Origin of the sequence: Caloramator sp. E03, from assembly GCF_006016075.1 — a bacterium.
Taxonomy (GTDB): domain Bacteria; phylum Bacillota; class Clostridia; order Clostridiales; family Caloramatoraceae; genus Caloramator_B.
On the sequence record NZ_CP040093.1, the window covers coordinates 1,416,676 to 1,435,613 of the forward strand.

23 protein-coding genes, 2 tRNA genes, 1 other RNA gene and 1 riboswitch are annotated in these 18,938 nt (G+C 29.9%); of the genes, 2 read left to right on the top strand and 24 right to left on the bottom strand.

All coding sequences use genetic code 11. The features are described 5' to 3' along the window. The first annotated feature begins 130 nt into the window (after positions 1–130). Positions 131–1,267 carry a peptidase dimerization domain-containing protein gene (locus FDN13_RS06980; protein WP_138979553.1) on the top strand — a complete coding sequence of 379 codons (1,137 nt, stop codon included), beginning with the start codon at positions 131–133 and terminating at the stop codon, positions 1,265–1,267. A 40-nt stretch (positions 1,268–1,307) separates the two neighbouring features. Here FDN13_RS06980 and FDN13_RS06985 read toward each other — a convergent pair whose 3' ends face one another. From FDN13_RS06985 to FDN13_RS07010, 6 genes are all read right to left on the bottom strand, one after another. Next, positions 1,308–1,811 carry a hypothetical protein gene (locus FDN13_RS06985; RefSeq protein ID WP_138979554.1) on the bottom strand — a complete coding sequence of 168 codons (504 nt, stop codon included), beginning with the start codon at positions 1,809–1,811 and terminating at the stop codon, positions 1,308–1,310. Between the two features lie 172 nt (positions 1,812–1,983). Next, entirely contained in the window at positions 1,984–2,421 is a 438-nt protein-coding gene (locus tag FDN13_RS06990) for an ACT domain-containing protein (protein ID WP_138979555.1), read from the bottom strand. 13 nt (positions 2,422–2,434) lie between these two features. Next, complete coding sequence (locus FDN13_RS06995; RefSeq protein ID WP_138979556.1) at positions 2,435–3,544, bottom strand: DUF5305 family protein; 1,110 nt, start codon at positions 3,542–3,544, stop codon at positions 2,435–2,437. A gap of 30 nt (positions 3,545–3,574) precedes the next feature. Then, on the bottom strand, positions 3,575–4,276 hold the full coding sequence (locus FDN13_RS07000) for a DUF1573 domain-containing protein (RefSeq protein ID WP_138979557.1): 702 nt from the start codon (positions 4,274–4,276) through the stop codon (positions 3,575–3,577). A gap of 51 nt (positions 4,277–4,327) precedes the next feature. Beyond that, entirely contained in the window at positions 4,328–4,822 is a 495-nt protein-coding gene (locus tag FDN13_RS07005) for a SipW-dependent-type signal peptide-containing protein (protein WP_138979558.1), read from the bottom strand. Between the two features lie 56 nt (positions 4,823–4,878). Further along, positions 4,879–6,078, bottom strand: coding sequence for a signal peptidase I (locus FDN13_RS07010; RefSeq protein WP_138979559.1), 1,200 nt, complete (start codon positions 6,076–6,078; stop codon positions 4,879–4,881). 180 nt (positions 6,079–6,258) lie between these two features. On the opposite strand from FDN13_RS07010, the gene pepV reads away from it, so the two are divergent. Then, positions 6,259–7,653 (top strand): dipeptidase PepV, encoded by a 1,395-nt coding sequence (gene pepV, locus FDN13_RS07015; RefSeq protein WP_138979560.1) that lies wholly within the window; start codon positions 6,259–6,261, stop codon positions 7,651–7,653. A gap of 55 nt (positions 7,654–7,708) precedes the next feature. Here pepV and FDN13_RS07020 read toward each other — a convergent pair whose 3' ends face one another. The 18 genes from FDN13_RS07020 to FDN13_RS07105 form a co-directional block, all read right to left on the bottom strand. Then, positions 7,709–7,981: a pro-sigmaK processing inhibitor BofA family protein gene (locus tag FDN13_RS07020; RefSeq protein WP_138979561.1), complete on the bottom strand. Its 273-nt coding sequence runs from the start codon at positions 7,979–7,981 to the stop codon at positions 7,709–7,711. Between the two features lie 53 nt (positions 7,982–8,034). Beyond that, entirely contained in the window at positions 8,035–8,337 is a 303-nt protein-coding gene (locus tag FDN13_RS07025) for a DUF2508 family protein (protein ID WP_243120279.1), read from the bottom strand. A 261-nt stretch (positions 8,338–8,598) separates the two neighbouring features. After that, complete coding sequence (locus FDN13_RS07030; protein WP_138979562.1) at positions 8,599–8,931, bottom strand: DUF190 domain-containing protein; 333 nt, start codon at positions 8,929–8,931, stop codon at positions 8,599–8,601. A gap of 13 nt (positions 8,932–8,944) precedes the next feature. Beyond that, positions 8,945–9,301 (bottom strand): fluoride efflux transporter CrcB, encoded by a 357-nt coding sequence (gene crcB / locus FDN13_RS07035; RefSeq protein WP_138979563.1) that lies wholly within the window; start codon positions 9,299–9,301, stop codon positions 8,945–8,947. Continuing rightward, on the bottom strand, positions 9,301–9,735 hold the full coding sequence (gene crcB, locus FDN13_RS07040; protein WP_138979564.1) for a fluoride efflux transporter CrcB: 435 nt from the start codon (positions 9,733–9,735) through the stop codon (positions 9,301–9,303). The genes crcB (FDN13_RS07035) and crcB (FDN13_RS07040) overlap by 1 nt, the downstream gene beginning before the upstream one ends. A 100-nt stretch (positions 9,736–9,835) precedes the next feature. Next, a riboswitch (Fluoride riboswitch) is annotated at positions 9,836–9,893 on the bottom strand. A 69-nt stretch (positions 9,894–9,962) separates the two neighbouring features. Then, on the bottom strand, positions 9,963–11,234 hold the full coding sequence (locus FDN13_RS07045; protein ID WP_168190100.1) for a nuclease-related domain-containing protein: 1,272 nt from the start codon (positions 11,232–11,234) through the stop codon (positions 9,963–9,965). 115 nt (positions 11,235–11,349) lie between these two features. Further along, on the bottom strand, positions 11,350–11,565 hold the full coding sequence (locus tag FDN13_RS07050) for a hypothetical protein (RefSeq protein WP_138979566.1): 216 nt from the start codon (positions 11,563–11,565) through the stop codon (positions 11,350–11,352). 50 nt (positions 11,566–11,615) lie between these two features. Beyond that, positions 11,616–12,212: a recombination mediator RecR gene (gene recR, locus FDN13_RS07055; protein WP_138979567.1), complete on the bottom strand. Its 597-nt coding sequence runs from the start codon at positions 12,210–12,212 to the stop codon at positions 11,616–11,618. 12 nt (positions 12,213–12,224) lie between these two features. Next, on the bottom strand, positions 12,225–12,563 hold the full coding sequence (locus tag FDN13_RS07060; RefSeq protein ID WP_138979568.1) for a YbaB/EbfC family nucleoid-associated protein: 339 nt from the start codon (positions 12,561–12,563) through the stop codon (positions 12,225–12,227). A 67-nt stretch (positions 12,564–12,630) separates the two neighbouring features. After that, the gene (gene dnaX / locus FDN13_RS07065) at positions 12,631–14,244 is read right to left on the bottom strand and encodes a DNA polymerase III subunit gamma/tau (RefSeq protein WP_138979569.1); all 1,614 of its coding nucleotides are present in this window, start codon (positions 14,242–14,244) and stop codon (positions 12,631–12,633) included. 121 nt (positions 14,245–14,365) lie between these two features. Next, positions 14,366–14,631, bottom strand: an RNA gene (ffs, locus tag FDN13_RS07070) — signal recognition particle sRNA large type. Positions 14,632–14,662: 31 nt separating this feature from the next. Then, positions 14,663–14,756 (bottom strand) — tRNA-Ser (locus tag FDN13_RS07075). A gap of 163 nt (positions 14,757–14,919) precedes the next feature. Beyond that, on the bottom strand, positions 14,920–15,519 hold the full coding sequence (locus tag FDN13_RS07080) for a manganese catalase family protein (protein WP_138979570.1): 600 nt from the start codon (positions 15,517–15,519) through the stop codon (positions 14,920–14,922). 11 nt (positions 15,520–15,530) lie between these two features. Then, positions 15,531–15,806, bottom strand: coding sequence for a spore coat protein CotJB (locus FDN13_RS07085; protein WP_243120280.1), 276 nt, complete (start codon positions 15,804–15,806; stop codon positions 15,531–15,533). An 11-nt stretch (positions 15,807–15,817) separates the two neighbouring features. Further along, positions 15,818–16,021, bottom strand: coding sequence for a spore coat associated protein CotJA (locus FDN13_RS07090; protein ID WP_207670915.1), 204 nt, complete (start codon positions 16,019–16,021; stop codon positions 15,818–15,820). 221 nt (positions 16,022–16,242) lie between these two features. After that, positions 16,243–16,333: transfer RNA gene (locus FDN13_RS07095), tRNA-Ser, on the bottom strand. Positions 16,334–16,426: 93 nt separating this feature from the next. Beyond that, on the bottom strand, positions 16,427–16,876 hold the full coding sequence (gene tadA / locus FDN13_RS07100) for a tRNA adenosine(34) deaminase TadA (protein WP_138979571.1): 450 nt from the start codon (positions 16,874–16,876) through the stop codon (positions 16,427–16,429). A gap of 92 nt (positions 16,877–16,968) precedes the next feature. Beyond that, entirely contained in the window at positions 16,969–17,376 is a 408-nt protein-coding gene (locus FDN13_RS07105; protein ID WP_138979572.1) for a hypothetical protein, read from the bottom strand. Between the last annotated feature and the right edge of the window lie 1,562 nt (positions 17,377–18,938).

Genomic DNA, 18,938 nt, shown 5'->3' on the forward strand with positions numbered 1-18,938 from the left:
TCCTCCAAAGCTACCATCTCCCATGTTTATTAATTTAATTATATTATATAGTTTCAAAAGTTACTACAAATATGTTATATAAAAATCCACATAGTAAATAATAATATTAGTAACGCTAAGGAGTGATTATATGGAAAACAGTATAAGATATTCTATTAAAAGAATAATAGATTGCAAAAAAGAAAAGCTTGAACATATAGTTGACTTTATGTATAAAAATCCTGAATTGCCAAGCAGAGAAGAAAAATCCTTCTCCTTACTTACAAGCATTTTAAAAGAAGAAGGGTTTAATATTGAAACAGATATCGCCGGGATAAAACATTCATTTAAAGCCCAATATGGTAAAAATAAAATATCAGTTGCTTATATCTGTGAATATGATGCTGCTAAGAATTTAGGTCATGTATTTGGTCATAACATAACTTGTGCTATAAACATAGGGGCTGCAATAGCACTAAAGGAAGTTTTAGATAAAGTAGGAGGAAGTGTAATCGTAATAGGTTCTCCTTCTGAAATGAACATGTCTGGTAAAATTGAAATGATGAAAAAAGGAATATTTAATGGAATAGATGCAGTAATATGCGGTCATGCAATGGATAAGACCTGTGAAAGCGGTTCATCCCTTGCTATGGCTTTAATGGATATTGAGTTTAAAGGCAAAAGTGCCCATACCTCTATAAACTTTAATGAAGGTATAAATGCCCTTACCCCAGGCATAACATTCTTATCCCTAATTGAAAGGTTAAAAGTTAAATATTCTAATTCTATATTTATAAATACAGTAATTAGAAAGGCTGGAGATGATATAAACGTTATACCCGATGAGTGCCTTTTAACCATTATGGTAAAGGCTGTAGATATGAATATACTTGATATAGTATGTAAAAGCATTGAAGAATGTGCTAATTTTTCATCAAGCCTTCATAGCTGTAAATCTTCAATTAACTATGTTGGAGAGAAATATATGCCACTAAAAACCAATGAAAAGCTTTCTATGCTTGTCTGCCATAATTTAAAAGAATGTGGAATACTTGAAATCCACGGGCCATTAAATCTTATGGCAAGCCTTGATTTAGGCAATATAAGCTACAATATACCAACTGTTCATCCGTACATAGGGATATCAAACACCCCTGTAAAGTATTATACTAAAGAATTTTGTGAAGCTACTATAACCCCTTATGCAAAGGAACAAATGCTAAAAGCTGCTGCTGCTCTTGCAATAACTGGTGCTGATATAATTCAAAAACCAGATATATTAAGCTGATTTGTTCTGCTGTATAAAAAGCGCCAAAATTTGGCGCTTTTTATACAGCTATATTGTTCTTATTTTTAATAGTTTCAATCTTACTTAAAAAATCACTGCTTGGCTGAAAATAAAAGCTATATATTTTACCTTCCTTTTTAAAAAGACATCTATAAACATCTTTTCTTTTGCATCCACATGTAAAATTATATATCTTTTCTGCATCGCTTCTTTTTTCATTGCTTCTATCAATAGAAAGAACTTGTTTTATATTAAGATTAAGCTCAACTTTTCTCTTATTGCCAATAATTTTTTCAATTATAAGCTCATTATCAATTATACAATACTTATATCTTGTCCTGCATCTTTGCCATATTCTATAAGATACAATAATTGCAATAGGCATTAAAATATATCCTACATAAGTGAGCTCATCAAAGAACTTGTTAGGGTTTAAAAAAAACATAAATAAATCAAAAAATGCTATTATAATAGTTGCTGCAAAAGTTAGTTTTACTAAATATCTTCGTTTGTAATCTACTATTTCCCTATACAATATCCCCATAACTATCTCCTCTTGCTATATTTATTTGAAACATAGTAAATTATATAATGGAGATAGCAAAATTACTAATTCAAAATAACCCTTTTATAACCCTTAAAATCCTATTATAGCTGTTTATATATATTTATCATCATACTCCTTGATTAATATAAATATGTCTTTGCTTTTTATATTATTCCATTGCAATTATATTAGCATCAATAACATCATTTATATTTTTTATCTGTTTAATCAGTTCATCAACTGCTATTTCCATATTTGACATATCTACTGTAATTGTAACATTGGCAGCTTTATTAATAGGTATATCTTGATTTATAGTAAGTATATTTCCTTTATTCTCTGCTATTTTACTTAATATAGCCGACAGAGCTCCCGGTTTATGGTTTATAAGGAAAGAGAAAGTTGCCTTATGACCAATCATCCCTTCAGATAATAAAAATATGTAATCCTTATATTTATAATAAGTACTTCTACTTATACCTATTTTAGATACTGCATCAGATATATCCTTTGCTCTGCCAGTGCTCAAAAGCTCCTTTACCTGTACTACTTTTATAAATATTTCTGGAACAGCTTTCTCATTTACAAGATAGTATTTTTGAATCATATAAATCCCTGCTTTAATATGTTTTTGTAATATTAGCATTAAAACTTGTTCTGCTATAAATATTATCAAATTTGTATTTATATATGGTTAAACCATCCTTAACATAAAAAGTATAACACTTTTTGTTTTTAAAATCATCCCTGTAAAGTATAGTTTTACACAAATCATCTGATAGCTTTACAATATCATCAAAGGAAGCTACCTCTATTGCATCCTTATCATTAAATTCTGCATCTTCTTTTAACTGTGCAATCCTATAGCCGTTTTGTTTTATAATCTTTTTTATATATTTTTCAGTTAAATCTAAAGAATCCAACGGAGTAGTAAATATAATAAGAATTATAAAGGATGTAATGCTTACTAAAAGAATCAAAGAATAATATATTAACTTTTCAATATATAAAGGAGAAATTTCTTTATATGTTTTAGTTATAGAACCTGTTTTATGCTCCTTTAACTTCCCTTTTATTTCAAAGTATTTTACATTAAGAGGCATATCAATAGTTGGCGATAAGCTTTCCTTAATCATTTCATCATTTAAGTTTCCTTCTATATCTATATTCCATGTAACTGTCATTTTTACATTACAGTATATACCTGTAGATTTTATTATCTCAGAAACATAATCGTTAAAATAATTATATTTTATAGGAACCTCTCTATTAAAATTTAGTTCTTTACTTTCACATTCAAAGGTTGTTTCTGGCAAAAGAGTGAACTCTTTTTGCCAGATAGGTTTTATTCCTTTTTCATTTTCATTATCTTGAATATATCCTTCAATATGTGCTGTTACTTTATACCTTCCTCTTAAATTAAAGGGCCTTTCAGAATTGAAACTATATTTTAAATTAGTCTTTATATAATCAATATAATTAGTTATGTAAATATCTCCCGGTTCCAGGATATTTTGTGTATATATCATGTTTGGAAGCAACAGTACATTATAATCAATTGTAGCATCGTTTGAGTATGAAGTGACATTATATTTCTTTTCAATATATTTTTTGTACTTTATAGTATAATATATTAAAAATACCATACATAAAAAAGCTATAATAGATAAGAAAATGCAAATTAATCTAATATATTTATTTATTTTATATCTATATAAACTTAACTTCATAAACCTCAATCCTACACCCAAAAGTAAAATTCATATCTTACTGGACTGCTTTACATTTATCTTTATTGTAAATTTTACATAGGAGTTCATTGCATTATTTTCTTTTGACGGGATGAAAAGCTTTATACCGTTTTTATAGCCTGAAAGATTATCCTGATTATTTGGCGGCAAACCAAATATTATACATTCCCTGGGTTTTAGCTGCTCCCATTTAAGTAACTGATTTAAATTATTTTGTAAATAGCGAAGTGAAAAGGAGTTTTCTATAGATTTTTTAAAATATATCCTGCCATTTTCATCACTTTTATTATATTCTAAATTTACTTTAATAGCATCTAATAAATAGCTTGGAGTTAAAGGATCTATATTTACACTTACATTATCAATAGTTACAGGAATTGTACCTGTATTTTTAATTTTAAATATGCAATTTGCTTTGCCACCAGGGAATAGATTATATAAACTTACTTCCAAAACTTCACCTTTATTTATAATACTCCCATTTATAAGGTTTGTGCTTCTTTCTTCAAAAAGCTCTCCTCCACCACTTTGAGGATAATCTGCTATTTTCATAATCATAGGATAATTTCCATCTTCCACAAATTCAGTACTTAATAATCCTACAGATATTTGGTTTGAAATATCAATGGTTTTGTAAAATAAGCTATACCCAACACCTAATAAAAGAAATATTATAGATAAAAAAATATAGATAGCTTTAACTCTTTTCATAATATGTTTCTCCAGATATTTCTAAACATCATAATATCTTGTTCATTTTTTCTATTGAGCATTAAATTGCTTATAGACAGCCTTTGCATTAAATTTTACGGTTGTGTCTTGTGGTGCACTATCAAGTACATTTACTGTGAAAACAAAATTTTCTTGCTGGCCTACATCTAATACAGGCACTTGATTTACTAAATTAACAAGTAGCCAATCTGGTACATCTAAGAAGTTAAAAGTTCCATCTTTAACAGGAATTGTTCCTTCATTTTTAATTGGAATAGTAATTGTTGCAATAGCATTAGGATATAAATTGTTTAAAGTAACTGTTGCAGTGTTTTTAGTTTCATCTACAGCTACAAATCCATTTGCTACATTGTTATTATCAGAATTCCATATAATCGATGAACCACTTTGCTGGAAATTAACGTCCAGTTTCCCTGTTTGAACTGTGCTATTAATGGTTAAAGAATCTGTCCAGGCTGCATATCCAACACCTGCCAAAATCATTGATAACGACAATATAATAAGCATTATTCTTGTTTTTTTCATAATATCAAACCTCCTTAATAATTTTATAAATATAAAGAAGTATTAAATTATGAAATTCAATTAAATGCATATTTTAGTTCATTATCTTTAGCTTTGAGCATTAAAACTGGCAAGCCTATTTTAGGTATTACAGCAATTACTATACCTTTTATTTCTTTTGAGCTTATAAGCTTATCATCAGCATCTTTGTTATTATCGCCTTTCGTAACATATTTAATTTCATTACCATCCACTTTTAATTCTATTATTCTATGAAATATGCTTATATTATCTTTTCTATATTCTAATATCTGTCCGATCTTTAAATCCTTTGCATTAACCTTTTTTACAATTATAACATCTCCAGGATTTATAGAAGGCTTCATACTTCCTGTTGCAATAACTACAGGTCTTACAGGGAATACCCCTAATACAAACCATACTGATAATATAGAAGTTATACTCATTATAATCCAAGCCTTTAGGTTTTCTTTTTTATAATTTCTTCTCATTTCTTTCTTATCTTCAAATAAATATATATACTGTATAATCATAAGACTAATAATTGGGTATAATGTATCGATAAAAGATTTAGTAATCAATCTTAAATCCGGCAGTATGGGGCTTAACCATTCAAAGGCCCTTATTACAGAAAAATATATTATTGAAAAACTTGCTCCACCTAAATATACAATATATGTTGCAAAGATGTTCTCTGACAAGGATGCAAGCACATATTTTAATATATACTGCATTATTGCATACATGCTATGTATACCCTTTATCATATTTAAAGGTAAATCCATTAACGTCATAACTATGGTAGTAATAAAAATAATTATGATTTGTCTATTACCTTTTAATCCATTTACAATATAAGCTCTTAAACTTTCCTTACCTATCAAACAAGAAAAGACCATGATAATATTAATTATTATCCCTTTTACTGTTAAGTTGTATGGACTTTTGCCAAATCCATCTATTAAACCTGCAAATATAAAAAGAGCTATCTTCATAAAAGCAAGATAACATATCCACCAGATTAAATTGTTTCTCAGTCTAATTTTGCAAAGAACCTTTTTTCTTGGAACAATATATACAATAAGCCCTATAAATGCCCAAAGAACTGGCTTTATAATATATACATATATGGTTGTATTAACAGCTTTATTGAAAGGATTTTTTTCAACAAAAAGCATTATAAATAAAATAAGTATCATTAATAAGTATATTTTTTTATTATTTTCTCTTATCTTACATATAAATTTCTCACCCATTCTTACCTCCTTACCTATAAATTTTATAGATAACCATTTAATAATTATTTCCTTAAATTACCGTTTTATTCATTATCTTGTAAACATAAGATGAGTATTAAATTAACAGTTTGATTTGGAAATTTTATTAATAAGATTTATAATAAAATATAGATTATCTTAATTAGGAGGTGTATAAAGGTGGATTTTAATAAAATAATAGATAGGTATAAAGATGAGCTTATAAAATCTACCCAGGAACTTTTAAGAATAAAAAGTGTAGCTAAGGGTGATGCTGGAGAAGGGAAACCCTTTGGTGAAGATGTAGCTAAGTGTCTTGATGTAGCACTTAAAATATCAGAGCAGCTTGGATTTAAAACTTGTAATATAGATGGCTATGCTGGATATGCTGAATATGGAGAAGGTGAAGATTATATAGGGGTTTTAGGTCATATAGATGTTGTTCCCGAAGGAGATGGCTGGCTCTATCCTCCTTATGGTGCTGAAATCCATGATAATAGGATTTATGCAAGGGGAGCTATTGATGATAAAGGCCCTACAATAGCAGCACTTTATGGCCTTAAAGCTATTAAAGAATCAGGCGTTAAATTATCTAAAAAGGTCAGAATAATATTTGGAACAAACGAAGAAAACGGAAGTACTGAAATAGAATATTATCTTTCAAAGGAAAAGCCTCCAGTTGCAGGTTTTACCCCTGACGCTGACTTCCCAATAATACACGCTGAAAAAGGAATTACTATGTTCAATGTCGTAAAAAATTTAAACATAAAACCAAAAGAAGATATAACAATAAAGTACATAAAAGGCGGTCATAGGCCAAATATGGTCCCTGATTACTGCGAAACAATGGTAATATCAAAAAATCCTTATGATATTGAGCATTCAGCAATGGAGTTTGCTAAAGAAAAAGGTTATGAATTTAAAACAGAAGTGAAGGATAATTCTGTTGTTATAAAGTCCTATGGAGTTTCAGCCCATGGAAGCACCCCAGAACTTGGTAAAAACGCTGTAATGCAGCTTCTATCCTTCCTTGGCACCTTAAACCTTGGTGAATGCGATATTGCTAATTTTATTAACTTTTTTAATAAGTATGTTGGATTTGAAATTGATGGAAAATCCTTTGGAGTTTATCTTGAAGATAAGGCTTCTGGTAAGCTATCCTTCAATGTTGGAGTTATTGAAATGGATGAAGATAAAGTATCTATGGCTCTTAATTTAAGATATCCTGTAACATATAAATATGAAGATATGATGAACCCATTTAATGAAAGGATTTCAGAAATTGGACTTAAGATTGAAAATATGATACATCAAAAACCTCTTTATTATCCTGAAGATCATTCATTAATAAAGACTCTTCAAAAGGTTTATACAGAACAGACAGGGCAAAGAGCTACTTTACTTGCAATAGGTGGTGGAACTTACGCAAAGGAAATGCCAAACATAGTAGCTTTCGGACCAATATTTCCTGGCAAACCAAATCTTTGTCATCAAGTAAATGAGTATATTGAAATAGATGATTTAATTCTTAGTGCAAAAATTTATGCCCATGCAATATATGAACTTGCAAAGTAAGTGAAAATAAAAAATCTCCAGCAATTCATATTAAAATTGTTGGAGATTTTTTATTTTAAGGAAAAATAATATACATCATAATAAATAAAAGAGCTATCCCTGGAACCCCTAAAAGTCCTGTAATTGATGCAGTAATTATGTTTAAAGGTATTATAAAATTCACAGTTTTTCCTATGAAAAAATTAAATAAAAAAATACATACCCCTGCAAAAACAATTTTAAAAGCTCCTTTTATTAATGACATACTTTTAAACTTAAGAGCTAAGACGATTATTCCTAATAATATTATAATAAATATATATAGTACAACATTAAAATCAAACACCATATTATACCTCCATATAATTATTTTCAATTTATTATATGGAGGTATAAACAAAATTAGGACATGTTTTTATTTTTGATTTCATTAATTCTTTCAAATTCTCTTGATTCTTTAGCTACTCTTAAAAGATATGAAAGTCTGGTTATAGCAGCCTTCTCCCTATATATAGCATAATCTATAAGCTCAGGCTCATTTACAGAATCGAAATACTGCCTTATATTTTCAAGTTCATTAATTGCTGATTTTATTTCCTCAATAATTTTGTTGTTAGTATTGTTTTTATAGTTTTTTAATATATTTAAATTAGCTATGGTCTTATTTATGAAACCTATATTTTTTATCAATTCTTTATTATCCACATAATTACCCCCTCTCTAATTTATTAATATTGTTTCCATATAGAGGGTATAATATACATGTTTTCCATAGTAGTTTGAAAAATAAATTTGTATATAAATATGTGGATGATTCTCTGTGGATAATGTGAATAAATCTGGTGATAACTTTGATAATTCATATCTTAACTGTATGCAATCTGTTGATAACTATGTGAATTTTACTCAACAGGCAAAATAAAAAAATAAAAGTACCTTTTGAATAACAAAAGATACTTTTAAATCTCAAGCTTTGCCATATTTTATAACTTCAACATCCGTTATCATCATAAGGCCTTCATTTACCATCTCTTTTACAATCGGAAGCACCTTTTCTATACGTTCTGCAGTATCAACTACTTCAACTATAATAGGAAGGCTTAAGGATAAATCCATAACCCTTGCAGTATGAAGACGCTTTTCCTGACCATATCCTTCTATTCCCCTTACAACAGTAACACCTGCTATACCATATTCTTTTAATTTTAATACAAGTGCATGATAAAGATTGTGCCCTTTATATTTTGAATCTTCACTTAAGTATATTTTTAAAAGTTTACACTTCCCACTAATATCCATAATCCTCTACCTCTTAAATAAATTTTCCTATCTTATATCCTATTATATAACCAATAATTCCTAAAAACAACGTAGATAATATATATATAAAGGCATTTATTTTTTCATTTTCTCCAAAGAGATTAAATCCTTCATACATAAAGGTTGAAAAGGTAGTATAAGCTCCTAAAAAACCATCCCCAAATAATAAATAAATATTTTTATTTACATCAGCACCACTTACAATTCCTAAAAGTATGGCACCAGTAATATTTATTATAAAAGTACCAACTGGAAAGGTAGTATTAGCTTTTTCAGCGATAATTTTTCCTATTTTAAATCTTGCAACGCTTCCTAATGCTCCGCCTATTCCAAGCAGTATAAAGTCCATTATTTCATCTCTCCTTCAATATTTTTCATGTCATCATATTCTTTTTTCACTATCTTTGATATTATCTCACGTGCCAAAACAATGCCAAAATAAGCAGAGGCAAGGCCCAGCATAACTGACGTCATTACATAATTTAATGCTGAAAAATAAAATCCTTTTTGAATAAGAATTACAGTTTCTTTGCAAAGAGTTGAAAAAGTTGTAAAGGCTCCTAAAAATCCTGTTCCAATTCCAAGCCTAATATCTATATCAAATTCCCAAATCTCTAATGCAATAGTTAATATAACTGCCAATAAAAAACTGCCTAAAACATTTATAATAAGAGTATTTAATGGTATATTTTCTTTATAATTATATATCTGTATGCCTTTTATAATAAACCTTGAAATAGCTCCAAAAGCTCCTCCAATAGCAATTAATATATATTTCCTCATTCTTACCCCTCCATCTTGCTGTTATTAATATTTTAATTACTTATAACATTTTCAATACAAATAAATGAAATATAAAAAAACCTACAAATAACTTTTATTGTTATTTGTAGGAGTCATTAGCCGAGGCATTTATGGTGAACTCCATCACCAAAAACATGGCATTAATATATCATATTTTATTATAATTTACAAGCAAATAAAATAAAAATGCAACCTTCATTAAAATCTCATATTAAATTATTTAAACTTTGCAGCTGAGTATATAATTGATTATAATTTATCATTTTTTCATTTAGTGTATATGCTAAATTCTTTAGATATTCACTTATTTCATCAATTTCATATTTCTTTAACTCAAGTCTCTCTTCTTCAATTATTTCTAATATAAGTTTTATTATGTTTTCATCTAATTTTTGCTTAGAATTGTTCACAATGCTATGATAAATATTAGAAACTCTAAGAACAGGTATATCACTATCATTAATAATATTCACATTTTCATTTGCAAATACAATAAGAGTTTGAACTTGTATGTATTCCCCACTATAGCCTTTCTCTTTAAGCTTATTATTTATCATTTTTTGAACTAATCCTACATGCCTGTATGTCTGCTCAGTAATATTTTTCATTATTTCTTCGCGTCCATTATTATATATCCTTTTCCATCTTCCATCTTTTTCTATTTTAATAGAGAAGTTAGAAGTTATTCCCAAATTCTTAACTTCAAGAGAAAATACTCCAAAGGGTGATACAATCAAATTATCATTTTCTATTGAAATTCCATCAACTTCAAATCTAACATTAGAATAATTATGTAAAATATCATTATAAATAGCCAATTGTCTATTTACTGCTTCTTCTCCTTCTATACCAACTTTTATAGAAAAATAATCATTTTTAAATACTTCAGACATATTTCTTAAATAGTTATTATAATTATGTAATATATTATTTATATTCATAATTTTGCTATGTATATTTAAATCTTCCAATACATCAATATTGATTTTATGTTTAATTTCATTATTAATCCTAAAAATATTGTTAATAAGTTCTAAATGAGGTTGCAGAATAATATTCATATTTTTAAATTCAGCATCTTCATTTATTTGTTTAATAGATAATATAAGGTTATTTAAATATTCCATCCTTTCGTCATTATTTAAATATACTTTTTTATCGTTTTCTATAAAATTTATATCGGGTAAAATAGTATTAATGTTGCCTTTAAACTGATAATATCTTTTCTGCTTGTCCAAAATCAAATTTCTTTTTATTTTTTCCTGCTTTTTTTTCTCTTCTATTTTTAAGTAATTAAGTAGTTTTTCTTTTTGATAAGCAGAATATGTTAGACCATAAACTAAAGTAATTATACCTAATATTGTTTTAAATATTAAAAACATTTTAGAAGTAAAAGCTAAATCTAAAAATGCAATAAGTATAAAATAGCATAGTATTATGTTAATCCACGTTATAACTCTGTTAATTAATACTTGCATATTTTTCCCCTCTTTTATATGTTCTAAGAACTTTTCATTGTTAAATATATTGCTATTTTTAAATATAAAAGACAGGGTCATTGCTGACCCATCTAAAAAATTATATTCTTATCTTTTAAAAAACATATTTTTCATCAAGCTTTGTTATAACTTTAAAAATATTCTTTTTCTTTTCAACTAAATAATATTTTTTTCTGCCCTCTTCATTTACGCATATAAAAAGCTCATCATTTTCATTTAAATTTTCTTTATTATCCTCTATTGTTGAAATAATAATTTTCCTTACTTCATTGTCAATTTCAATTTTATCTTCAACTTGTAAATCTATCATTATTATCCTCCAGCTTTACTTAGCTATACAATTAATTTTATAAAAGCTTTTTATATCTCCCTTCTTCCCTCAAGTGCCTTACTCAAAGTTACTTCATCAGCATACTCAAGGTCTGCTCCAACAGGAATCCCGTGAGCAATTCGGGTAACTTTTACTCCAAGGGGTTTTAGGAGCCTTGCAATATACATTGCTGTAGCCTCCCCTTCAACATTGGGATTAGTTGCTATTATAACTTCCTTTATATCCGGGTTAATCCTGCTTAAAAGTTCCTTTATTCTTATGTCATCAGGTCCTACCCCTCCAAGGGGTGATATAACACCATGAAGGACATGATAAAGCCCCTTATATTCCTTAGTTTTTTCCATTACAACTACATCCTTAGGCTCTTCAACAACACATATTGTGTTGCAATCCCTCGATGTATTTCTACAAATAATACAAGGGTCATCATCTGTTAAGTTACCACAAACAGAGCAATATTTTATATTTTTTTTAGCATCTAAAATTGCATTTGAAAGTTTTTCAGCCTCAGAAATATCCATATTAAGTATATAAAAAGTAAGCCTTTGTGCTGTTTTAGGGCCTACTCCTGGAAGCTTTGAAAGCTCTTCTATAAGGCGGCTTATAGCTTGTGGATAAAAATTCAAATATATCACTCCTTAAAAGAGGCCCGGTATATTCAACCCTCCAGTAATTTTGCCCATTTCTGTTGCCATCATCTCTTCAGCTTTGTTTAAAGCTTCATTAACTGCTGCAAGCACAAGATCCTGTAACATTTCAACATCATCTGGATCAACAACTTCTTGTTTAATCTTTATATCAACTATCTGCTTCTTTCCATTAGCAACTGCAACAACTGCACCGCCTCCTGATGATGCCTCAACTGTCTTTTGCTCAAGCTCAACTCTCATATCTTCAAGCTGTTTTTGAAGCTTTTGAGCTTGTTTAATAAGATTATTCATATTTCCTCCCATTTGAGGTATTCCACCTCTCATAATATGACCTCCTTAATCTTTATACCTTATTATATGCACTTTCTTTCTTATTGTAACATTACAAGCTACACTATTCAATTACTTCAATAATATCATCTCCAAGTATATTCTTTGCAAGTTCTATACTTTTATCTATATCGCTTTTATCTTGTTCTAAAACTTTTAAAGCAATTTTAACAGGTTTATTCAACACCTTTGAATAGTACTCTTCAAGTACCTTTTTATGTTCTGCAGAACTTTCAATATTTTTCTTACTAAAAGCAAATTTCTCTTCAAACCCTATTACTATTATATTATCATTGACATCTATTACATCCCCTGGTGCAAGATAGGCATATAAAACCATCTTCCTGTTTCCTTTTAAAAGATTTAAAACATCTTGAAATGCTGCTCTTGCCTCATCTAAATTGAGCGTACCTTCACTTTTTACTTTTGGCTTTGCCTTCTCTTCAATATCAGACTTTTTCTCTTTATCCTTTTTAATTTTTTTATTATCCTCTTGCCTTTCTTCTTCAGTTTTTATTATTACAGATTTTGATTTTAATTTTTCCTCAAGAGAATTTAGCCTGCTAAGCATTACTTCAATAGAAGTATCAAATTCAACTTTGCAATATTTAATTACTGCCATCTCCAAAAAAATCCTCGGCTGGGAAGTATATTTAGCGTTATTTTCTGCATCAGACATTATATTTATTGCCCTTAATATATCCTCACTTTTAAATTTTCTTGCCTGTTCCTTAATCAAATCTATTGTATCTTCGCCAGCATCTATAAGTTCCTCTGGCCTTTTGCTTACCTTAACCATAAGAAGGTTCCTAAAATGATGTGTTAAATCTCTAATAAATAGAGTTACATCTTTTCCACTTAAAAGCACGTTATCGATTATCTTTATAGACTCTTCAACATTCCTATCCTGCATAGCATCTACAAGAGAAAATATAAATTCATTAGATGTTAATCCAAGCATTGATATGATATCATCATATTCTATCTTACCCTTTGACATTGCCATTGCCTGGTCAAGAATTGAAAGGGCATCCCTCATAGCCCCATCTGATACCCTTGCTATAGTTTTAAGAGTTCTATCTTCAGCAAAAACCCCATTTTCATCGACTATTTTTCTTAGCCTTTTTAGCATGTCCTCAGTCTTAATTCTTTTAAAATCAAATCTTTGGCATCTTGAAAGAATAGTCGTTGGAACCTTTTGTGGATCAGTTGTTGCAAGGATAAATATAACATAAGAAGGGGGTTCCTCAAGGGTTTTAAGCAGTGTATTAAATGCCTCCATTGTAAGCATGTGGACTTCATCGATTATATATACCTTATATTTTGCCCTATGAGGGGGATACTGAACAGTATCAATCAAATCCCTTGCATTTTCAACCTTTCTATTTGAAGCAGCATCTATTTCAACTACATCAATTAAAGTGCCTCCATTAATCTCTCTGCATATTTCACATTCATTACATGGGTTCCCATTTTTAGGATTTAAACAATTAACAGCCTTAGACAGTATTTTAGCAGTAGATGTTTTACCAGTACCGTGAGTGCCACAAAAAAGATAGGCATGGGGAATTTTCCCTGATATAACCTGGTTTTTTATTGTTTTTATTATATTTTCCTGTCCTATAACGTCCTCAAAAACTTTAGGCCTTAGCTCTCTATAAAGTGCCATATAGGGCATATTATCACCTCTTTTTTAGTAAGGCAATTATTTCTTTATATACATTATAATTATTATATCATTTTAACTCAAGGACAATAAAAAAAGGCCTGTTACCAGACCATATCTTTATATTTTAAGACCGTGCACCCTGCTTTGATATTGCTCATCCGAGCGTTACCCGGGCAGTTAACTCCGACCAGGCACACCCGCGGCACACGAAAGGGTTCACTTACCGCTGCTTCCTCCCGGACCTGACGGGGTTCATGAATTTCCGTTGCGCGGGACCCAATCCTCAACGCCACTTTTCCGGGGCAGACCCCACATAAGCAAACCTGGGCAGGGAATTCAATCCTGCTATAGCGGGTTGCAGGCTACAGGGCACCGCTACCTCCCCATCTAGCACGGCCAAATCTTAACTATATAATAATAATAAAAATGGCGGAGAGAGAGGGATTCGAACCCTCGGTACCCTTTTTATGAGTACACACGATTTCCAGTCGTGCGCCTTAGACCAGCTCAGCCATCTCTCCACACTGCTCTATTAGATCAAATTATGTGTCTTGACTTATATTATTATAAAGAAATTATAAGGGTATGTCAACAATATATTTTATGCTGTGTATGCTGTAATCTACCAGTAAAGCTAATACTGTTTAAGGCTTCAGATTCTCCTGAAGCCTTAAATTATCAATTTTAACTATTTTCTTTTTTTATTGACATATCAAATACATTTTTACTATCAATATATTCATACAAATTAACCAATGCTTCCCCAAAGCGCTGGTAATGAACAACTTCTCTTTGCCAAAGGAACTTTAAAACTTTTTTTATATCCTCCTCATCAGTTAAAGCTATAAGGTGTTCATAGGTTGCCCTTGCTTTTTGCTCTGCAGCCATATCTTCATGAATATCAGTAATGGGATCTCCAAGGGTTGCAATATATGCAGCAGTCCATGGAATGCCATTTACATCTGTTGGGAAAGGAGCATTATCATGTTGAACATATTGAGCTCCAAGACCTGCTTCTTTTAACTCTTCAGGAGTAGCGTTATGCATTATCTGATAAACCATAGTTGCTATTATTTCAAGATGTGCAAGCTCTTCTGTCCCAATATCATTTAAAAGTGCCTTTGTCATTCCTGTTGGCATTGTATAACGTTGATTTAAATACCTTATTGCAGCACCAAGTTCCCCATCAGGTCCTCCATATTGGGTAATTAAAAACTTTGCCATTTTAAGATCTTTGCTTTTTATATGAACTGGATATTCCAGCTTCTTTTCATAAATCCACATATATATACCCCCTATTCCCCTATTTCCCATGGCCACGGCTCATTAACCCATTCCCATGGATACTGGCTCTGGCTAAACCCAAAATTAGTAAGCATACCGTACTGTTTTTCATACCTTTCTTTTAATTCCATAAGTTCCTTAGTAAATTTGTTATAATCCATTATAGCCTGTTGATTCATAGGATGATTGTCAAGATAAAGATTTAATTCAACAACTGCAAATTCAAGTTCTTTGATTTTTTTCATCATCTCTGCACGGGACATGTTTCCATAATACATATTTTCCATACAATTCCCTCCTATTCCAAAGATTTTATAGGATAAGGAATATAAAGATTTGGAAACAGTGTTCCCTTTAAAAGGGCCTCATCAAGAGGGAACATTTTTATATAAGGTTGATCAGGAATAAATGCTCTTGATATTGTAATTTTTATACCACCTGGTATTGGGATTTGCTTTTGCATATACATTGGATTCATGCATGGGAAATAGAATTGATTCACACCTTTCACTCCTAAAATTATAATACACTAATATAATATTCATGCATAAAAATAAAGGTTACATAATATAATAACCTTTTAAATTCTTCTTATGGTTAATTACTTTTTTTAAATATTATGTTCAAAAAAGAAAAATGCTCTTATGATTTAATTTAACTTAGTTTTTAAATCATAAGAGCATTTTCTTATAACGCCTTTAGCTAAATCAAAGCTTTACTCGTTGGCGGAGAGAGTGGGATTTGAACCCACGGTGCGCTTTTAACGCACACACGATTTCGAGTCGTGCACGATAGACCACTCCGACATCTCTCCATATAAATGCACTTTAATATTATACTAAAATACCCTTTATAAATCAATAAACATAATCTACTATATCTAAAGAATAATCTAAATTTTACATAATCATCTTTTCTTCTTAAAAAATTCCTGCAAAAGAGTCCTGCATTCTTCTTCAAGTATTCCTGATGTAATTTGCGCTCTATGGTTCAGGCTATTATTGAAAGCAACATTTAATACACTGCCGCAGGCACCTGCTTTATAATCAAAGGCACCAAAAACTACTCTTTCAATCCTGGAATTTACAATAGCCCCTGCACACATAGGGCAAGGTTCTAATGTTACATATAAACTGCATCCTATAAGACGCCACCCTAAAAGTTTTGTGCAGGCATCTTTAATTGCAATAATTTCAGCATGGGCTGTTGCATCCTTTAATGTTTCTCTTAAATTATGAGCCCTTGATATGACGATATCATCCTTAACTATAACAGCACCTATAGGCACTTCATCTAAAACAAGAGCTTTTTGGGCCTCTTTTATTGCAAGGGACATAAAGTATTCATCCTTTGTCATAAATACCACCTTTAATATCTTTTATATAAAAAAAGTACATAGCATCTGCTACATACCATAGTCATGGATGATAGTTCCATACTTATAATTATCTATTTTGCTAATTTTAAATACTCAACATCATAGGTGTTTTTCATAGTTACCTTTTCAACTTTATCCATCTTTTCATTTAAATTTTTTATATCCTCTGATAAGCTCTTTATAGATAAAGTCAATATTTCCTTTGTTTCTCTCTGCTCTTTAATAACTTCCTCTAATTTTCTTTCTGTTTCCTCTTTATTGCTACTATAACCTTCAAATAGTACAGAAATTTTAGGCTTAATATCGTTTTCAATTGTAAAATTAACCTTTTTTACTTCTTTTTCCAACCCGTCAAATCTTTTTTCTAAGCCGTCAATTCTTTTTTCTAAGCCGTCAATTCTTCCATTTACATCTTTAAAACCTTGCTGCATTTCAACATACATTTTCTCCATCAATTCAAATAACTTTCCATTGTCCATATTTTCACCTCCACTAATATTAATTATAATACCTAAAACTTTTTTTGACTATAACAATTTAATAGAACTATTTTATATTTCCTGATAGAATTTTTGTTTGTATTTTATTTAAACAGCTTTTCATGATTTAATTTTGTTTTTTATTTTAAGAAAAATTAAAAGCCCTTGAAATTTAGTACCTTCAAGGACTTTCGTGGTGCACCTGAGAGGATTCGAACCTCCGGCACACGGTTTAGGAAACCGTTTAATGCTATTTTTAGGACAAGCTCTATACTTTAAAAGCCTTGATATATCTACATTTGTTTGTTTTGATAATTTATGCCATTACCTCAAAAATCGTTTATTTTTTTGTGGGTTGCAGTACGGTTGCAGTACAAAAACATCCTCCGTATACATTGATTTTACTAAGTTTTAAGGCATAATAAAATTTTAATTGCAGTACAAAATAAAGGATGTAAATTAAGCTTACAGCCTTTTTAATATTAGGCTGGCAGGTAACTCTTCAATTAACTTTTGGTCGCCCAAATTTTGGAGGAGTAAATTGTATCTTTGAATAAGGTTATACTACAAAATTTATAGTCCAACTTAATTTTAAGGTGGTTATTAATTTTAAATGCTGTTAAGTAAAATCTTACAAAGGGTATTTCCAAAATGGAATATCCTTGCGAAACCATCACTAAACAAATTTATTATTTAGTAAAACTAACGCCCCAATTTTTCGGGTGGTTGTTACTCTTTTTTAAGTAATAGCTATCTATGAAATTTTTTACTTACAACTCCTTATTTTAAATTCCTGAGAACGCAATTTTGCGTTTTCTAAATTTTACCTTTACGATGTCGGTTAAAGATACATCCTTTTTATTTTGATGTCTATAATACTGGAAATAGTGATATTATAGACGGCAAAAACACTGGAGAAAGTGCACAAAGAAAAGAAAAGAAAAGTAAAGAAAATAATAATAATAAAATATTATTATCCGTAATAACTCATTAAAGGCAAAAATAATCTCCCCAAATTTGGGGAAATATAAATGTTCGCAGCTATCTATTTGTAAACTTGTAAACCATTTTAAAAATTTTATGCTAAGGGGATTTTCGGGATTCGCAAGACCCGCATCTCCCCCACCCCTCAGGAAGTACCTTTAAAATAGATTTTACCTTGGCAAGTACGGACAATCTGTCCGTGGTTGAAAATTCCTCAGGAAGTACCTTTAAAATAGATTTTACCTTGGTGCAATGCTGCACTAAGGTTTTGCTGTTTTCGCAGCAATGCGATTTAACCTCTTCGCAGCAATGCGAATAAGTTATACCCCCCACCTTCTAATTTACAAAGTCCATAACATGCCCTCGAACCTGTCAACAATTTTTTATATATATTTTTAACCTTTCCTATTATCCTGTTATAGTCAAATAAAGAGAGAATATAATAGTTTCTGCATACATAAATCATTTTGCTCTCTTTACTTTTCTTTACTTTACTTTCCTTTACTTTACTTTGTGAATTAATGTTAACATTAACTATCTTATTGGCGGTATTAATGTTAACAATAACAAGGTTTTTG